Annotated in this window: 15 protein-coding genes; 7 read left to right on the top strand and 8 right to left on the bottom strand. The window is 63.0% G+C overall.

The annotated features are described in order from the left end of the window. Positions 1-54: 54 nt before the first annotated feature. Together DOM32_RS10600 and DOM32_RS17925 are read right to left on the bottom strand one after the other, a co-directional pair. Positions 55-918 (bottom strand): isocitrate lyase/PEP mutase family protein, encoded by an 864-nt coding sequence (locus DOM32_RS10600; protein ID WP_071230826.1) that lies wholly within the window; start codon positions 916-918, stop codon positions 55-57. A gap of 56 nt (positions 919-974) precedes the next feature. Continuing rightward, entirely contained in the window at positions 975-1,151 is a 177-nt protein-coding gene (locus DOM32_RS17925; protein WP_208625366.1) for a hypothetical protein, read from the bottom strand. 124 nt (positions 1,152-1,275) lie between these two features. Between DOM32_RS17925 and DOM32_RS10595 the strand changes: the two genes are divergently transcribed. Then, positions 1,276-2,388, top strand: coding sequence for a cobalamin-independent methionine synthase II family protein (locus tag DOM32_RS10595; protein ID WP_110634203.1), 1,113 nt, complete (start codon positions 1,276-1,278; stop codon positions 2,386-2,388). A gap of 58 nt (positions 2,389-2,446) precedes the next feature. On the opposite strand, the gene DOM32_RS10590 is transcribed toward DOM32_RS10595, so the two are convergent. The 5 genes from DOM32_RS10590 to glnA form a co-directional block, all read right to left on the bottom strand. Then, a complete protein-coding gene (locus tag DOM32_RS10590) occupies positions 2,447-4,189 on the bottom strand; it encodes an alpha-amylase family glycosyl hydrolase (RefSeq protein ID WP_110634200.1) in 1,743 nt (580 codons plus the stop codon). A gap of 87 nt (positions 4,190-4,276) precedes the next feature. Continuing rightward, entirely contained in the window at positions 4,277-5,686 is a 1,410-nt protein-coding gene (glnG, locus tag DOM32_RS10585; RefSeq protein ID WP_071230829.1) for a nitrogen regulation protein NR(I), read from the bottom strand. A gap of 288 nt (positions 5,687-5,974) precedes the next feature. After that, complete coding sequence (glnL, locus tag DOM32_RS10575) at positions 5,975-7,018, bottom strand: nitrogen regulation protein NR(II) (protein WP_071230830.1); 1,044 nt, start codon at positions 7,016-7,018, stop codon at positions 5,975-5,977. 141 nt (positions 7,019-7,159) lie between these two features. After that, positions 7,160-7,729 (bottom strand): DUF4124 domain-containing protein, encoded by a 570-nt coding sequence (locus DOM32_RS10570; RefSeq protein ID WP_071230831.1) that lies wholly within the window; start codon positions 7,727-7,729, stop codon positions 7,160-7,162. Positions 7,730-7,880: 151 nt separating this feature from the next. Then, positions 7,881-9,287, bottom strand: a complete 1,407-nt coding sequence (gene glnA, locus DOM32_RS10565; RefSeq protein ID WP_071230832.1) for a glutamate--ammonia ligase — start codon at positions 9,285-9,287, stop codon at positions 7,881-7,883. Between the two features lie 421 nt (positions 9,288-9,708). Between glnA and DOM32_RS10560 the strand changes: the two genes are divergently transcribed. Beyond that, a complete protein-coding gene (locus DOM32_RS10560) occupies positions 9,709-10,704 on the top strand; it encodes a polysaccharide deacetylase family protein (protein WP_110634191.1) in 996 nt (331 codons plus the stop codon). A 64-nt stretch (positions 10,705-10,768) separates the two neighbouring features. Here the strand turns inward: DOM32_RS10560 and DOM32_RS10555 are convergent, their stop codons facing one another. Then, entirely contained in the window at positions 10,769-11,332 is a 564-nt protein-coding gene (locus tag DOM32_RS10555) for a nucleotidyltransferase family protein (RefSeq protein ID WP_110634188.1), read from the bottom strand. Positions 11,333-11,622: 290 nt separating this feature from the next. Here DOM32_RS10555 and typA point away from each other — a divergent pair, with 290 nt between their 5' ends. From typA to DOM32_RS10530, 5 genes are all read left to right on the top strand, one after another. Beyond that, positions 11,623-13,476, top strand: a complete 1,854-nt coding sequence (gene typA, locus DOM32_RS10550) for a translational GTPase TypA (protein ID WP_110634185.1) — start codon at positions 11,623-11,625, stop codon at positions 13,474-13,476. Between the two features lie 291 nt (positions 13,477-13,767). After that, positions 13,768-14,538 carry an ABC transporter ATP-binding protein gene (locus DOM32_RS10545; protein ID WP_110634182.1) on the top strand — a complete coding sequence of 257 codons (771 nt, stop codon included), beginning with the start codon at positions 13,768-13,770 and terminating at the stop codon, positions 14,536-14,538. A gap of 67 nt (positions 14,539-14,605) precedes the next feature. Continuing rightward, on the top strand, positions 14,606-15,310 hold the full coding sequence (locus DOM32_RS10540) for an ABC transporter ATP-binding protein (RefSeq protein WP_110634179.1): 705 nt from the start codon (positions 14,606-14,608) through the stop codon (positions 15,308-15,310). Between the two features lie 113 nt (positions 15,311-15,423). Then, positions 15,424-16,422, top strand: coding sequence for a branched-chain amino acid ABC transporter permease (locus DOM32_RS10535; protein WP_110634176.1), 999 nt, complete (start codon positions 15,424-15,426; stop codon positions 16,420-16,422). After that, complete coding sequence (locus DOM32_RS10530; protein WP_110634173.1) at positions 16,422-17,771, top strand: branched-chain amino acid ABC transporter permease; 1,350 nt, start codon at positions 16,422-16,424, stop codon at positions 17,769-17,771. Before DOM32_RS10535 ends, DOM32_RS10530 begins: the two co-directional genes overlap by 1 nt. Positions 17,772-17,855 lie beyond the last annotated feature (84 nt).

Here is a 17,855-nt window from a genome sequence, read left to right as displayed (position 1 = left end):
TTGCGGCCCATCATCCCTGCTCTTGGCTCTTGGCTCGTAGCTCGTAGCTCGTAGCTATTCTTTGACGTCCATGTACTCGCGCGCCCAGATCCGATACTCATCGAGCGTCGAATAACGCGTCGACAGCTGCGAGGCATCCAGATCGTTGGTGGCGATGTTGCGTTGCTCGCGCAGGCAGTCGTAGGTCGCCTTGATCGCCGCGAAGTAGGCCGCGTGGCCGTTGACGACGATACGTACGCCGAGCCTCGCCAACCGTTCGCGGTCGCGCAGCGCCGGGTTGTCGTAGGTGACCAGCATCAAGGGCACCGTCAGCGGTGCGGCGAGCTTTTCCAGATGCTCGAAATCCCGCACGCCGACCAGACAGATGGCATCGACACCGGCGGCCTGGTAGGCACGAATGCGCGCAATGGCGGCATCGTCGTCGAGCTGGCCGGCATGGGTGCGCGCGATGATCGACATGGCGGGATCGATACGCGCCTCGAGTGCCGCACGCATCTTGCCGACGCCCTCTTCGACCGGAATCAGATCGGTCGACTTGTGGCCATACTGCGCCGGCAGCAGCGTGTCCTCGATGGTCAACGCCGCCACGCCGGCCCGCTCGAGCTCGGTGATCGTGCGCATCACGTTGAGCGCATTGCCGTAGCCGTGATCGGCATCGGCGATCACCGGCAGGCGGGCCACGCGGCCGATGCGGGTCGCCTGCTCGACGAACTCGCTCAGCGTGATCAAGGCGAAGTCCGGTGCTGCCAGTACCTGCAGCGAGGCGACCGAGCCCCCGAGAATGCCGACTTCGAAATCGAGATCGGCGGCGATACGAGCCGACATCGGATCGAAGACCGACGCCGTGTAGTAGCACGCGTCGCTGGCCAGCAGCTTGCGGAACGCGTTACGCAAATCGTGTTGCGAGGGGGTTGTCACGAAACACTCCTATCTCTATCACCCTTGCGGGCTTTGCTTCCCTAGGGACCTTTCTTTCACCCGGGAAACATGGTTTTCATGAAGGCGATGCTTTCGCCCTTGGCACACTCGGGCGCCCGCCGATAGCCGATGAAACCGCGATGAAGGCATCGGCGCGGACCGACAATCCTACCACTAAAGTTGGAGAAACGACGCTGGTACCGGGGCGCCGCCTGACGATCGATGAATGCCATGCATGATGATCGTGAGCGCGCTTCATTGGCCGAAATCCCCTCCAACCCGCATCATTAGCGGCCTCAGTATCGTTATTGGATCCACGTGCCACCATCGGGTCGGCGCCTCTCGAAAGGAAACCTCATGTCGCAAACGCATCCCCCATTCCGAGCCGATATCGTCGGCAGCTTTCTGCGCCCGGCCGCACTGAAGGAAGCCCGCGTCCAGTTTCAGCGCGGCGCCATCGACGCCTCGGTACTTGAAAAGATCGAGGATGAGGAGATTCGTCGCGTGGTCGAACAGCAGGAAGCCGCCGGTCTTCAGGTGGTGACCGACGGCGAATTCCGCCGTGCCTGGTGGCACTTCGATTTCCTCGAAGAGCTCGATGGCGTCACGGGATACCAGGGCGAGCAGGGCATCCAGTTCCAGGGCGTGCAGACGAGTGCCAAGCAGATCCGCGTCGACGGCAAGGTCGGCTTCAACCCCGAACATCCGATGCTGGATCATTTCCGCTATCTGGCCGGCGTCGCCAACGTCATGCCCAAGATGACGATCCCCAGCCCCAGCGTGCTGCACTTCCGTGGCGGTCGCAAAAAGATCGACAGCGGCGTCTATCCCAGTCTGGATGCCTTCTTCGCCGATACCGCCGACGCCTATCGCGATACCATTCGCGCATTCTATGACGCCGGCTGCCGCTATTTGCAGCTGGACGACACCGTCTGGGCTTATCTCTGCTCCGAGAAGGAGCTGCAGGCCGCGCGGGATCGCGGCGACGACCCGGACCAGTTGCAGGCGATCTATGCCGAGATGATCAATCACGCCCTGGCCGACAAGCCGGACGACCTCTACGTCTCGCTCCATGTCTGCCGCGGCAACTTCCGCTCGACCTGGATCAGCGAAGGTGGCTACGAGCCGGTGGCGGAGACGCTGTTCGGCAAGGTCGGCGTGGATGCCTGGTTCCTCGAGTACGACAGTGATCGTGCCGGCAGCTTCGATCCGCTGCGCTTCATTCCGGAAGGCCACCAGCAGGCGGTGCTCGGCCTGATCACCACCAAGGTGGGCGAACTCGAAGACCCGCAGGCCGTCCGGGCGCGTCTCGACGAGGCTAGGCAGTTCGTCGACAAGCAGCAGCTCTGCCTGAGCCCGCAATGCGGCTTCGCCTCCACCGAAGAAGGCAACAACCTCGCCGAGCAGGCGCAGTGGGAAAAGATCCGGCTGACGCTGGAGATCGCCAACGCCTACTGGGGCCAGGGCTGAAAGCCCGGAAGATCGGCCCTGCCGGGGAAACATGGCGTCTCCCCGGCAGGGCCGCCGGCTAGCGGGGCTCGCTTTCGTCGTGGCGGATGAGCGACCCCAGCAGACGGCTGAGGAAGCCCTTCCGCTCGGGATCGGGCTCCTGCTCGATCAGCGCCCTGGGATCGATGCTCTCCCGGTCGATATGTACGAACGCCGCCTGAAAGGGCGGTAGCGTCAGCCCGTCCTCGCCCAGGTGCGCCGTGAACCCGGCCTGATAGACGATCTCGCCGGCACCGGCCGGCAGACTGGTGAAACGCGATTCATCGGTGAGATTGAAGACCGCCAGGATCGCCTGGTCGTGAGAGACCCGCAGCCAGCCCAGCAGCTCGTCGTCGAAGTCGCTCAGGATTAGCGTGCCGTCGACCATCGCCGATTGAGACTTGCGCCAATGCAGGAACTGACGCGTCACGTTCAGGGTGCTTTCCGCATCGGTGTGCTGCTTCTCGACCGACAGTTGGCGATGATGTCCATCCACCGGCAACCACGGCTCCACCGACGTGAAGCCACCGTATTCGCCGCTCGTCCACGGCATCGGTGTGCGGCAGCCGTCACGCCCCTTGTAATCCGGCCACAGCGCCAGCCCATACGGATCGACCAGCCGCTCGTAGGGCACGTCCGCTTCCGGTAATCCCAGTTCCTCGCCCTGATAGAGACAGATGCTGCCATAGAGCGAGCAGAGCATGACCGTGGCGACCTTGGCCACCAGCGGCCCGTGCTGCTCCAGGTTCTCGTGCTCGGTCCAGCGCGACACGACGCGCATGACGTCATGGTTGGAGAGCGCCCAGCAGGGCCAGGCATCGCCCGCGTAATACTGGAAATGCTCGATGATGTCGCGAAGTCGCTGGGCGCTGAATTCGGCATCGAACAGATCGAAGGTATACGCCATGTGCAGCCGGTCATTACCGATGGTGTACTCGACCATGCGTTCCAGCGGCCGGTCGTCGGAGATCTCCCCCACCGTCATGGTGCCGGGATACTCGTCCATCAGCGCGCGCAGTTCGTTCAGGAACCCGATGTTCTCCGGCTGGCTGATGTCGAATTGATGGCGTTGCATCGAATAGGGGTTCGATGCCGGCACGCTAGGGGTCTTCAGCTCACCGCTGCCCAGCGCCGGATTGTCCTGCAGCCCCAGGCTGTGGAAGTAGAAGTTCGAGGTATCCAGCCGGAAGCCGTCGACGCCGAGATCGAGCCAGAAACGGGCGTTGTCGAGCTGCTCCTTGCGCACCGCCGGGTTGTGGAAGTTGAGATCCGGCTGGCAGGACAGGAAATTGTGCAGGTAGTACTGGCGTCGCCGGCTATCGAAGGTCCAGGCGCTGCCGCTGAAGAACGACAGCCAGTTGTTCGGCGCCGTGCCGTCGGGCTTGGGATCGGCCCAGACGTACCAGTCGGCGCGCTGATTGTCGCGGGAACTTCGGCTTTGCAGAAACCAGTGGTGCTGATCGGAGGTATGGCTCAGCACCAGGTCGATGATCACTTTCAGTCCCAGACCGTGGGCGCGCTCGAGCAGCATCTGGAAATCGTGAAAGGCGCCGAACATCGGGTCGACGCCGCGATAGTCGGTCACGTCGTAGCCGAAATCCTTCATCGGCGACGGAAAGAACGGTGAAATCCAGATCGCATCGACGCCCAGTTCGGCCACGTAGTCCAGCTTGGCGGTGATACCGGGAAGATCGCCGATGCCGTCGCCGCGCGCATCCATGAAGCTTCGTGGATAGATCTGGTAGATGACGCTGCCACGCCACCATTGGGTCGAGTCGAACATGGAACTTCCCACATTGATGTCGTTTGATCACGGCCGTGCCGGCTGCGGCCTTGCTACAACCCCCGGCCATGCCCGATGCCCACCGGGCTATTCGTCGGCCAGTGCCGGCAACAGCACCTTGACCTTGCGCGTCAGCGTGTTGCGCCCCCAGCCCAGCAGTTCGGCAGCCTCGCCCTTGCGTCCGCCGGTGTGCTTCAGGGCGGTCTCGATCAGGATGCGCTCGAAATCCGGCACCGCCTCTTCGAGCAGGTGCGTATGCCCCGAGGCCAATGCCCGATCGGCCCACTCGCGGAACGCGTTGCGCCAGTCGCCGCTCGGCGTCTCGTTGCCTTCGAGTTCGCGCAGCTCCGGCGGCAGATCGTCGACCAGCACCTCGCGACCGGACGCCATCACGGTAAGCCAGCGACAGGTGTTTTCCAGCTGTCGAACGTTGCCGGGCCAGGGTAGGCGTGTCAAATGCGTCTCGGCCTCCTTGGTCAGCACCTTGGACTCGGCGGAGAGTTCCTTGGCGGCCTCGGCGAGAAAGTGCTGGGCCAGGCGCGGAATGTCCTCGCGGCGCTCCGACAGCCGGGGCAGATGAACGCGAATCACGTTGAGCCGGTGGAACAGATCCTCACGGAAGCGCCCTTCCGTCACCAGCTTTTCCAGGTTCTGGTGCGTCGCGGCAATGATCCGCACATCCACCTTGACCGGCACGTGCCCGCCGACCCGGTAGAATTCGCCATCCGCCAGCACGCGCAGCAGGCGCGTCTGGGTATCGGCGGGCATGTCGCCGATCTCGTCCAGGAACAGCGTGCCGCCATCGGCCTGCTCGAAACGCCCGCGACGCTGGGCGGCAGCGCCGGTGAACGCGCCCTTTTCGTGGCCGAACAGCTCGGATTCCATCAGATCCTTGGGGATCGCGGCCATGTTGAGCGCGATGAACGGGTGCCCGCTACGCGGGCTGTGCTGGTGCAACGCCTGGGCGACGCGCTCCTTGCCGGTGCCCGATTCGCCATTGATCAGCACCGTGATGTGCGACTGCGACAGCCGGCCGATCGCCCGGAACACCTCCTGCATCGCCGGCGCTTCACCGATGATCTCGGCGGACAGACCCTCCGGCATCGCCGCGGGAGAACGCCGCTCGCGGGCGTGCGCCACCCCGCGCCGAACCAGCGCCAGCGCATCGTCGACATCGAACGGCTTGGGCAGGTATTCGAACGCGCCCCCCTGATAGGACGCCACGGCACTGTCCAGGTCGGAGTGCGCCGTCATCACGATCACGGGAAGGTCGGGATGCATCTGGCGGACTTTTGCCATCAGATCGAGCCCGTCGAGCCCCGGCATGCGAATGTCGGTCAACAGCACGTCCGGCGGGTTGCGTTCGATCGACTCGAGCGCGGCATCGGCCCGCTCGAAGGATTGCACTTCCAGGTCCGGCTGTGCCAGTGCCCTTTCCAGAACCCAGCGAATCGCACGATCGTCATCGACGATCGCGATACGAGCGACTTCAGTCATGGCAGTTCTCCAGCAGAACGGTGAATCGCGCTCTCAGCGACTTCGGTACTCTCGATAACTTCGGTACCCTGACAACTTCGGTACTCTCGACAACTTCAGTACTCTCGACAACTTCGGTACTCTCGACAACTTCGGGACTCTCGATAACTTCGGGACTCTCGATAACTTCGATACTCTCGATAGCTTCGATACCCTCGACAACGTCGATACTCTCGACAACATGGGCCAACGGCCCGCGCGCACGACCCGGTCGAGGCGCTCGCGTACGAAGAAGGGATGCGGCCGATCTCACTGCTGCGCCTCGAACGGGATCAGCAGCCGGAACTCCGTGGCGCCCGGCTGGGATTCGCATTCGATCAACCCCTGATGCTGATGCAGAATCGACTGCGCGATCGACAATCCCAGGCCGCTACCCTCGGCGCGACCGGAGACCATGGGGAAGAACAGCGTCTCGCGGATGTGCTCCGGAATGCCCGGGCCGTTGTCGACGATCGCGACTTCACACACCAGCCGGTGGCGCTCGGCGCCCAGGGTGAACTGACGGCGAACCCGGGTACGCAGCAGCAGGCGCGGCTCGGGCGTTCCGAACTCCTCCATGGCCTGCACCGCATTGCGCGCGATATTGAGAACGGCCTGGATCAACTGCGGCTCGTCGCCGACCAGATCCGGCATGCTGGGGTCGTAATCGCGCTCGAAGCTCAGTTGATGATGCTCCGCCTCGAGCAGCGCCCGCACCCGCTCCAGCACCTTGTGAACGTTGAGCGGCTCGTGGTGCACCAGCGTATTCGGGCCCAGCATGCGATCGACCAGATCCCGCAGGCGATCCGCCTCCTCGACGATGATTCGGGTGAATTCGGCCAACTGCGGATCGGGGAGATCCCGCTCCAGCAACTGCGCGGCGCCGCGGATGCCACCCAGTGGATTCTTGACCTCGTGGGCGAGGCCGCGCATCAGCACCTTGACCGTCTCCTGGCGCGCGATCAGCGCCTCCTCGCGGGAAATTCGCAATAGCCGATCCCGCGGCTCGATCTCGAGCAGCAGTTCGCGGCTGGTGATCGGCGTCGCGGTGAAATCCACCGTGATCACTTCCCCGGCGGTCAGCACCATCGCCGCTTCCCGCTGCGTGTAGGGATGAAACTCCTGCATCGCCTTGAGCAGTACCTGTCGGATGCTGCCGTCCTCGCCGTTCAGGCACTCCAGCCAATGGCCGACCACCCGGGGCCGGCTCGCGGCCAGTAGCGCCTCGGCGGCAGGGTTGAGCCAGCGCACGTGCAGATGCTCGTCGAGTAGCAGGACGGCGGTCGTCAAGTGCTCCAGCAAACGTTGATACATGCGTCGTTCCATCGTGGTGATCCGGTATGTGCTTATACAGTGCAAAAACCGCGCCACTCCCCGATTTCGCTCAGGACCGGGAAACGCTCGATAGCAACCAAGCCTTCATTCACCAAAATGGTGCAATTCTCAAATCGCTGCCTATCGATTATTCGAATTCGGGTTATTGGGATTGGCGGGCAGGTTGACGCTGGCCCGCTGGACGTAGAGCGTCACCGCTGGCGTCGACAGCCGCACCTGGCCCTGAGCGTCCAGCAGCTCGGCCTGGATCTGGTGCTCGCCGCGCTCGAGCTGGCTCAGCGCGAACACGCTGGTATGCATCGGCGATTGACTCACCTTGCCGTCGACCCGGAGCTGAACGCGGTCGCCCGGCTGCAGTTCGGGCTCGATCGCCAATTGCACCTGAACGTTGCCGCCCTGGCCGGTCGGCAGGGTCTCGCCATTGCTCGGGCTGGTGATCGCAAAGCGCTCGTAGTCGACCGCCGAAGGCGATGTCGGCGTCGACTCGGCCGGGCGCGAGCGGCTTTCGACCTCTGCCGGATCGACCACCGTAATGGGCTTGAGATCGACCCGGTTGCCCTGTCCGGGCTCGTCGCTATAGACCACGTTGCCGTTGGCATCGACATGCCGATAGACCGGGGCCGCCAGCGCCGGCAACGCCAGCAGCAGCGCCACGCCGCCGATCATCCATCCAACCCGTCGTGCTTGCATCGTTCTTCCCTCCTTATTCGCCTGCCGGGCATGATATCCCGGCTCATCGGCCAGCAGCGGCCAGGGACCGCAGAGCTTGAAGGTGCCGCTCCCCTGCCGACAAAAAAAGCCCCACCGAGGTGGGGCTTTTCGTCAGGCCAAGGTGTGAACCTCAGACACTGTAGTAGAGGTCGAACTCGACCGGATGCGTCGCCAGACGCAGGCGCTCGACGTCTTCGTTCTTCAGCTCGATGTAGGCATCGATCATGTCGTCGGTGAACACGTTGCCTTCGGTCAGGAAGGCGCGATCGGCATCGAGCGCTGCCAGCGCCTGATCGAGGCTGGTGGCCACGGTCGGGACCTTCTTGCCTTCTTCCGGCGGCAGATCGTACAAGTTCTTGTCCATGGCGTCGCCAGGATGGATCTTGTTCTTGATGCCGTCGATACCGGCCATCAGCATCGCCGCGAACGCCAGGTACGGGTTGGCGGTCGGGTCGGGGAAGCGAGTCTCGACGCGCTTGCCCTTCGGGTTGGAAGTGTACGGAATACGAATGGACGCAGAGCGGTTACGCGCGCTGTAGGCGAGCATGACCGGCGCTTCGAAGCCCGGCACCAGACGCTTGTAGGAGTTCGTCGAAGCGTTGGTGAAGGCGTTCAGCGCGCGTGCGTGCTTGATGATGCCGCCAATGTAGTACAGCGCCATTTCGGACAGACCGGCGTACTCGTCGCCCGCGAACTGGTTCTGGCCATCTTTCCAGAAGGACTGGTGAACGTGCATCCCGGAACCGTTGTCACCGACCAGCGGCTTGGGCATGAAGGTTGCCGTCTTGCCGTAGGCGTGCGCCACGTTGTGGATGACGTACTTCATCTCCTGAACTTCGTCGGCCTTCTTCACCAGGGTGTTGAACTTGACGCCGATTTCGTTCTGACCGGCATTGGCCACCTCGTGGTGATGCACTTCGACGCTCTGGCCGATCGCCTGCAGCGTGTTACACATCGCGCTGCGGATATCGTGGAAGCTGTCGACCGGCGGCACGGGGAAATAGCCACCCTTGACGCGCGGACGGTGGGCCAGGTTGCCACCTTCGACCTGACGATCGGTGGACCAGGCGCCCTCTTCGGAAGAGATCTTGTACATGGAGCCTTCGATATCGGTCTTCCAATGCACTTCGTCGAAGATGAAGAACTCGGGCTCCGGACCGAAGAAAGCGGTGTCGCCCAGGCCGGTGCTGTTCAGATAGGCTTCGGCACGCTTGGCGATGGAGCGCGGATCGCGCTCGTAGCCCTGCATGGTGGCCGGCTCGATGATGTCGCAGCGCAGGATCAGCGTGGAGTCTTCGGTGAACGGATCGAGGAAGGCGGTCCCGTCTTCCGGACGCAGAATCATGTCGGACTCATTGATGCCCTTCCAGCCTTCGATGGAGGAGCCGTCGAACATCTGACCATCTTCAAAGAATTCCGCATCGACAGCACTGGCAGGAATCGTGACGTGCTGCTCCTTGCCCTTGGTATCGGTAAAGCGCAGATCCACCCACTTGACGTCGTGTTCTTCGATAAGGGCGAGGGTTTTCTCAGACATGTTGTCCTCCACTGTGAGCCATGGCTCGATTCGTTGGCGAATATCCAACACCGTTTTTTGGCATGCGTGTTTTGTAGCACGAAGTTAGCGCTCTTGCCCACGCGCACACCGTTTTTACATAGTCATGCAGAGAATGTGCCAAAATGAAGCAGAACAGTGGGCGCCTGATATAACCGCATGACGATAAAGATAATTTTGATTGGCCTCTGAATGCGAGATGCCCCTCGGGTGTGCACCGATCGTCAATCATGCATCAACAGGAATTGCCAAAAGCACCAATTTGGCGCATGACTTTCGCCATATGCACCAAAACGGAACATAAAGTCACGACAGGAAACTTTGCCGAAATCCGATACCCGACGGATACTGTTCTTACGCGCCGTGACTCATGGCGATCAATGACTCAGTAACGGAACTACCCATGCCCAGGCTGGATCGCACACAGGATGTGGTACAGCGCCTACGCGGTCACTGGCGTCTCAATCTCAGCGAGCCGCTATGGGGCCGCAGCGCCATTCTGGCACTGCGCCGGGTACTGGATGATGAAGCCGAGGCACGCCTGCCTCATCGCGCCGACTGGTGCCTGGGCCCGGACAGCTTTCAGCAGCTGCTGGAGAGCCTCAGCGATAGCGCGCAGATCGTCAGTCTGGAAAGCGCGCTGCAGCTTCATCACGATCAGTTGCCCCGCATCGCACTCACGTTCGATGGTGGCTGGCGCGACACGCTCAAGCAGGTGTCACCCATGCTGGAGCGCATGGCACTGCCGGCCAACGTCTTTCTCCCCTGCCCTGTCACCCAGCGAGCCTGGAGCTCCTGGCATGAAGCGTTCGGCGAAGCGCTATGGCATGAAGACACGGCCGAGCGTGCCGCCCGGCACCTGGTCGAGTCCGGTCTGCCCGTCCCGCCGGCTTGCATCGGCCGCCGGGACGAGCACTACAGCCAGGCGATCAAGACCTACATCGACGAGCTCGACCAGTCGTACAAGCCGGCCACGTTGCATGCTGTCGCCGCGACGCTGAACGCCGACGCGATTGTCTCCGGCGAGTCGCTGGACGCGTTCAGCATCCGGCGGCTCGAGCAAGGCGGGCTTTTTCGTTTCGGCAGCCTGATACCGCCACGATTCACGACACGAGACGCCGGGACGCTGGCTCGGCTACGCGAGAGCCAGCACCAGCTGGCCATTCTGTGTCGTCATCCGCTGCCCATCGCGGCCGATGCCGATGTCGGCACCATCGCGGACGACGACCTGGCCCGGCTCGCGACCGGCGCAGGCATCGAACACGTCCTGACTCGCCGTGCAGGCTGGCTCGAGCCGTCCGTCGATACCGTACTCCTGCCCCGTTTCGTCATCACGCAGCCGGTCGCCAACAGTCCCGGGCGGCTGTTCGACTGGCTGCTGGGCAATCTCAATTCCTGAGTTCGTCCTGAGATCGTCCTGAAACCGTGCTGAGATCGCCCAGAGATCGCCGCCGAGCCCGGCTTCACAGATCGGGAATGTCGAGCTTCGGCCACCGTCGTAGCCACCCCTTGGCGGCGACCCGACGCCGAAATACTTCGCGATCGCCATGTCGGGGATTGTGCGTGACCCGCCCGGCCAATAGCGAACCCACGCCGAACGGCGCGATCAGACGCAGGCGATCGTCGTCGCCCAGCGTGACGCCCACCGCGGTTTCCCGTTCGACCCAGACACTCAGCGCTTCTTCTATAGAAAGGTAGGGACGATGCCCGTGGCGCTCGTGCATGCGAGCCTGGTTCTTGACCGACCAGGGCAGCGCTGAGGCGCGCTCGAGGTGCCGTTCGTGCTCGCGATCGACACGCTTGCCGACCTGAACCGAATCGAAATAGTCCGGATCGAAATAGATCAGATCGATATCGTTCAGCGGCGTGGATGGCGAATAGCCGTGCAGGCGATCCCAGACCAGGTTGCGCACGAAGCCAGCGGCCAGCCACCAGTCGGGCAGGCACAGCGACCGCGCCTGGCGCAGCGCCTCCATTCGCCAGGCGTCGGCAAGAATCCATTCGATTATCCGCTCGGCGTCTTCCACGCGCTCCTCGCAAGAATAAAACCGCTGTTTTTCAGTTGGTTGAAATGACAATAAAACGTGCGCCAGAACCGGGGCCGGGGCAGACGACCGGCTCTCGCGCCCGCAGGATCGCCATGAAAAAAGATCTTGCGCGACGCCGATAGACTAAAGTAGCCAGTGTCGCGCGCTTGCCTGTACAATGCGCGCCCGACCCTCCTACTCAGTGCCCAGGGGACTCGTCGATTCAGCTGCCAAGGCATGGATCATCGACTTAGACATGGGCGCACACATTTTATGATGGAAACCGCCCCATGAGTGACAACGCCTCTAACGCTCGCATCGAGAGCATTAGGAACATTGCCATTATCGCCCACGTCGACCATGGCAAGACGACACTGGTCGACAAGCTCCTGAGCCAGTCCGGCACGCTGGATCGCAAGGCCGAAGGCCAAGACCGGATCATGGACTCCAATGACCAGGAAAAGGAACGCGGCATCACCATCCTGGCCAAGAACACCGCGATCCGCTGGAACGACGGCAACGGCCGCGACTACCATATCAATATCGTCGACACCCCGGGACACGCCGACTTCGGTGGCGAAGTCGAACGCGTCATGTCCATGGTCGATTCCGTACTGCTGCTGGTCGATGCCGTCGACGGCCCGATGCCGCAGACCCGCTTCGTGACCCAGAAGGCGTTCGCCCAGGGCCTCAAGCCGATCGTCGTGGTCAACAAGATCGATCGCCCCGGCGCGCGTCCGGATTGGGTCATCGACCAGATTTTCGATCTGTTCGACAACCTCGGCGCCACCGACGAGCAGCTCGACTTTCCGATCATCTACTGCTCGGCGCTCAACGGCATCGCCGGCATGGAACCGGATCAGCTCTCCGACGACATGACCCCGATGTTCAAGAGCATCGTCGACATCGTCGAGCCGCCCAAGGTCGAACTCGACGGCCCGTTCCAGATGCAGATCTCCGCGCTGGACTACAACAGCTACGTTGGCGTCATCGGTCTCGGCCGCATCAAGCGCGGCAGTGTCAAGCCCGGCCAGCAGATCAGCGTCATCACCAAGGAAGGCGCGGTCCGCAAGGGCAAGATCGGCCAGGTCATGACCCACATGGGCCTGGAGCGAGTGCAGACCGAAGAAGCCACCGCTGGCGACATCGTCTGCATCACCGGTATCGACAATCTGGCGATCTCCGACACGCTGTGCGACGTCAACAACGTCGAAGCGCTGCCGCCGCTCTCCGTCGACGAACCGACCGTCTCCATGACCTTCCAGGTCAACGACTCGCCGTTCGCGGGCAAGGACGGCAAGTACGTCACCAGCCGCAACATCAAGGATCGTCTCGACCAGGAGCTGATCCACAACGTGGCGCTGCGTGTCGAACAGGGCGAGTCCGCCGAGAAATTCAAGGTTTCCGGGCGCGGCGAACTGCACCTTTCGGTGCTGATCGAAACCATGCGTCGTGAAGGCTTCGAGCTGGCCGTCGGCCGCCCCGAGGTCATCATCAAGGAGATCGACGGCGTCAAGCAGGAGCCGTACGAAGAAGTCATCATCGACTGTGAAGAGCAGCATCAGGGCGCGGTCATGGAAGAGCTCGGCTACCGCAAGGGCGAGCTCACCAACATGAATCCGGACGGCAAGGGTCGCGTGCGTCTGGACTTCATCATTCCCGCGCGCGGACTGATCGGCTTCCGTGGCCAGTTCCTGACGCTGACCTCCGGTACCGGCATCCTGACCAGCCGCTTCGATCACTACGGCCCGCTCAAGCCCGATGCCGCCATCGAGCGTCGCAACGGCGTGCTGGTGTCGATGGTTCCCGGCAAGGCGCTGGCCTACGCGCTCTACACCCTGCAGGAGCGCGGCAAGCTGATCGTCGATCACGGCACCGAGGTCTACGAAGGCATGCTGATCGGCATCAACAACCGGGCCAACGACATGGTCGTCAACCCGACCAAGGGCAAGAAACTGGACAACATGCGCGCGTCTGGCAACGACGAGAACATCGTGCTGACGCCGCCGATCCGCTTCACCCTCGAGCAGGCCATCGAGTTCCTCGACGACGACGAGCTGGTGGAAATCACCCCCCAGCACATTCGTCTGCGCAAGAAGCACCTGACCGAGAACGAGCGCAAGCGGGCCGGTAAGAAAGGCTGATCGCGCGCTACTGCAGCATTCACGACACCCGCCATTCGGCGGGTGTCGTCGTTTGGGACCGGTAGCGTTGACTCTTCGTACTTCAAGAAACACGACTCGTGCCGATAGACGGCTGTACAATCGGCAACGTCCGGATGCCCCGGTAACGGCCGCCGTCATCGTGCGTGGCCGTACCGACGTAGACATCCCGCCGTAGGCAGTACGAATACGACGACAGAAACAACGAAGCCAGGAGCGCTGCCCCACCGGCGCCCTCGTGAACAATAGCAATAACGCTGCAGGGGAGACGCGATGACGCCCATCATCGATGTCCGCAATATCCGCAAGTCATTCGGGGGCCTGACGGTCATCGACGGCTGCTCGATTCAGGTCGCCAAGGGTTCGATCACCGGCATGATCGGCCCCAACGGCGCCGGCAAATCGACGCTGTTCAACATCATCGCCGGCAGCCTCGCGCCCGACAGCGGCGAAGTGCTGCTCAATGGCGAGGCGATCACCCACCTTTCCGCCAACCAGCGCTTTCACAAAGGGCTGCTTCGCACGTTCCAGATCGCCCACGAATTCAGCCACCTGACCTCGCTGGAAAACCTGATGATGGTGCCGCCCCGTCAGGAGGGCGAGAACCTGTTCAGCACCTGGCTGAAGCCCGGTGAAGTCCGCCGCCAGGAAGCCGAAGTGCGCCGGCGCGCGCTCGAAGTGCTCGACTTCGTCGGCCTCTCCCACGTGCGCAACGAACTGGCCGGCAATCTCTCCGGCGGCCAGAAGAAGCTCCTCGAGCTCGGCCGCACCATGATGACTGACGCCCAGGTCGTGCTGCTCGACGAGATCGCCGCCGGGGTCAACCGCACGCTGCTCGGCGACCTGATGGGCAACATCGAACGGCTCAACCGCGAACTGGGCTACACCTTCCTGGTCATCGAACACGACATGGACATGATCGGGCGGCTGTGCGATCCCGTCATCGTGCTCGCCCAGGGCCAGGTGATGATGGAAGGCTCGATCACCGAGATCCAGAACAACCCGGAAGTGATCGAAGCCTACTTCGGCGCCGAACCGGCCTAGGATCGCGAACCGGCCCTGGACGACGGGCTCGTGGGACATCAGCGACACAACAACCATAGAGCGAAACATGCCACTACTCGAAGCAATCGACGTTCATGGCGGCTACGGCGGCATGAACATCCTCAACGGCGTCGACATGACGATCGAGTCCGATGAGATCGGGGTCATCGTCGGGCCCAACGGCGCCGGCAAATCGACCATGCTCAAGGCCGTCTTCGGGCTGCTGACGATCACCCAGGGCGAGATCCGCCTGCGCGGCGAACCCATCACCAATCTTTCGCCGCACAAGCTGGTCGAGATGGGGATGGGCTTCGTGCCGCAGGAGAAGAACATCTTCCCCAGCCTCTCCGTCGAGGAGAATCTGGAGATGGGCGCCTTTCTCAAACCCGCCACCGCGTCGCGTCTCAAGGAACAGATCTACGAGTTCTTTCCCCCGCTGCTGGAAAAGCGCCGCCAGCCGGCCGGCGAGCTCTCCGGCGGTCAGCGGCAGATGGTCGCGATGGGCCGCGCGCTGATGAACGAACCCAGCGTGCTGCTGCTGGACGAACCCACCGCCGGGCTTTCGCCGCTCTACATGAATGAAATCTTCGATCGGGTGAAGACCATCAACGCCGCCGGCGTCGGGGTACTGATGGTAGAGCAGAACGCCAAGCAGGCGCTGCGGATCGCCCACAAGGGCTTCGTGCTCGCGGCCGGTCAGAATCGATTTACCGATACCGGCGAGGCGCTTCTGAACGACCCGCAGGTGGCCAAGAGCTTCCTCGGCGGTTGAGGCCGTATTCTGAAGTATCCGGGGTTCGCGGCCGGCTCGAAGCTCGAAGCTCGAAGCTCGAAGCTCGAAGACGGCAAGCCTAGCGTCAAACCGATTCCAACAGAGATTTCGTCGTGAATGAGCTGATCTACTTCTTCAACTACGTCGTGGTCGCCGGTAGCGTCACCGGCAGCATCTACGCCATCGGCGCCGTCGGCGTGACGCTGATCTACAGCATCCTGCGTTTCGCCCACTTCGCCCATGCCGACATGATGACCCTCGGCACCCTCATCGTCCTGTTGCTGACGATGGCCTTTCCCCATGCCGGCGATGCGCTGGGCCTGCCCACCGCCATCGTCATGCTGCCGATCGCCATGGCCGTCACCTCGCTGATCGCCGTCGGCATCGACCGCGCGTTCTACCAGCCGCTGCGTAGCCACGGCGTGAAGCCGATCGTGATGGTGATCGCCTCGCTGGGTGTCACCCTGATGCTGCAGGGCTTGATCCGGCTGTTCTCCGGCACCGGGGCGCAGAGCCTCTACGTCGACGCGCGCAAGGAGATCTTCCGCATCGACCTGCCCGGCGTCACCCGGCCGATCATTCTCACCGAGCCGCAGATCATCCTGTTCATCGTCACCATCGTCGCCGTGGTCGGGCTGCATCTGTTCCTGACCCGGGCGCGACTGGGCAAGGCGATGCGGGCGATGTCCGACAACCCCGACCTGGCACGGGCCTCCGGCATCAACACCAGGCTGATCATCACTCTGACCTGGGTCATCGCAGGCTCGCTGGCCACGATTGCCGGCACCCTGCTGTCGCTGGACGTCGCATTCAAGCCGGATCTCAGCTTCTTCCTGCTGCTGCCGATCTTCGCCGCCGCCATCGTCGGCGGTGTCGGCCATCCGTACGGCGCCATCGCCGGGGGCTTTCTGGTCGGCTTCGCCGAGACCCTGGCCGTGTTCAACTGGTCGGTCCTGCTCAGGCCGATACGCGATAGCCTGCCGACCTGGCTGGAACTGCCGAACAACCTGGCGCTGGTGGGTACCGAATACAAGATCGTCGTACCCTTCTTCATTCTGGTCGCGGTGCTGATCTGGCGACCGACCGGCATCTTCAAAGGGAAGGTGATCTGATGACAGCTTCTTCACAACAACAGTCCTCACCACAACAGCCTTCACCACAACAGCCCGCCCCCCAGCGCCCCGCCGGGCCGCCGACGCGCGCGCTCCCCGCTCGCGAGCTGCTGCTGTTCGGCGGGCTGGCCATCGTCGTGCTCGCCGTGTTCGCGACCATGGGGCCTGCCTACTCCACCCGCATGCTGGTGGAGGCGTCCTGCTACGCCATCCTCGCGCTCGGCCTGACCATCCAGTGGGGCTACGCCGGCCAGTTCAACGCCGGGATCATGGGCTTCGTCGCCCTGGGCGGCTTCTCGGCCACCTTCTTCAGCATCCCGGTCAATCCCGCGTTCTGGGCCAGCGACCTGCCCGGACGCCTGGGCTGGGTGCTGCTGGCGATGGTGGCGGTCACGGCAATCGTCTTCGGCATCAGCCGCCTCGACCGCATCGGCGTTCCCAGGCTGCTGCGCACCATCCTCGCGGTCGTCGCGGGGCTCATCAGCTATCTGGTGCTGATCAGCTGGCTGCGCAGCGTCACCGGCGATATCGAGTCCCAGGTGGAGTTCATCGGTGGCCTGGGCCTGCCGGTCTGGCTCGGCTGGATCGTCGGCGGCGCGCTGGCCGGCGGCGTCGGCTACTTCATTGGCCACATCTGTCTCGGTCTGCGCAGTGACTATCTCGTCATCGCCACGCTGGGCATCGCCGAGATCATCAAGGCCTTTCTCAAGAATTCCGACTGGCTCACCCGCGGCACCGCGACCATCTCGCCGCTGCCCTGGCCGGTTCCGGACCCCGGCGAAGTCGGCTTTCTGACCGCCCGCGCGCTCTATCTGTCGGTCACGGTGGTGATGATCGCGGTGATCTTCTTCCTGCTCCACCGCGCCTACCACGCGCCCTGGGGCCGCATGATCCGCGCCATCCGCGACAACGAAGTCTCCGCCGCCGCCATGGGCAAGTCGATCAATCGCCGCCGCCAGGAGATCTTCGTCTTCGGCTGTATCCTGATGGGGATCGGCGGTGCGGCGCTGACCAGCTTCAACGGCCTGTTCGACCCGCAGGGCTACCTGCCGCTGAACCACACCTTCCTGGTGCTGGTGATGGTGATTCTCGGCGGCCCCGGCAACAATCTGGGAACGTTGTTCGGCGCGGTACTGGTCTACGTGATCTGGATCATGTCGGGACCGCTGGCACTGTCGCTGATGCACGCCGTGACCGCGCTGGGCGCCCACTGGTTCGACTGGCAGCCGGGCAACCTCGACAGCCGCGCCCTGCAGGCGAGAGTGTTCGTGATCGGCCTGCTGATCCTGCTGGTATTGCGCTTCGCGCCGCGCGGGCTGATACCTGAGAAGGTCAAGCATCACGACTGATCGCGACGCTCGAACAGCCGAACGCGAACCGCGACACCTGAACGCAAAAACCCCGAGCCTGAGCTCGGGGTTTTGCGTTCTGGG

The organism is Salinicola salarius, assembly GCF_003206135.1.
Taxonomy (GTDB): Bacteria; Pseudomonadota; Gammaproteobacteria; order Pseudomonadales; family Halomonadaceae; genus Salinicola; species Salinicola salarius.
Note: the sequence above shows the minus strand (reverse complement) of the source record. Positions and strands in the feature narration are given on the sequence as shown.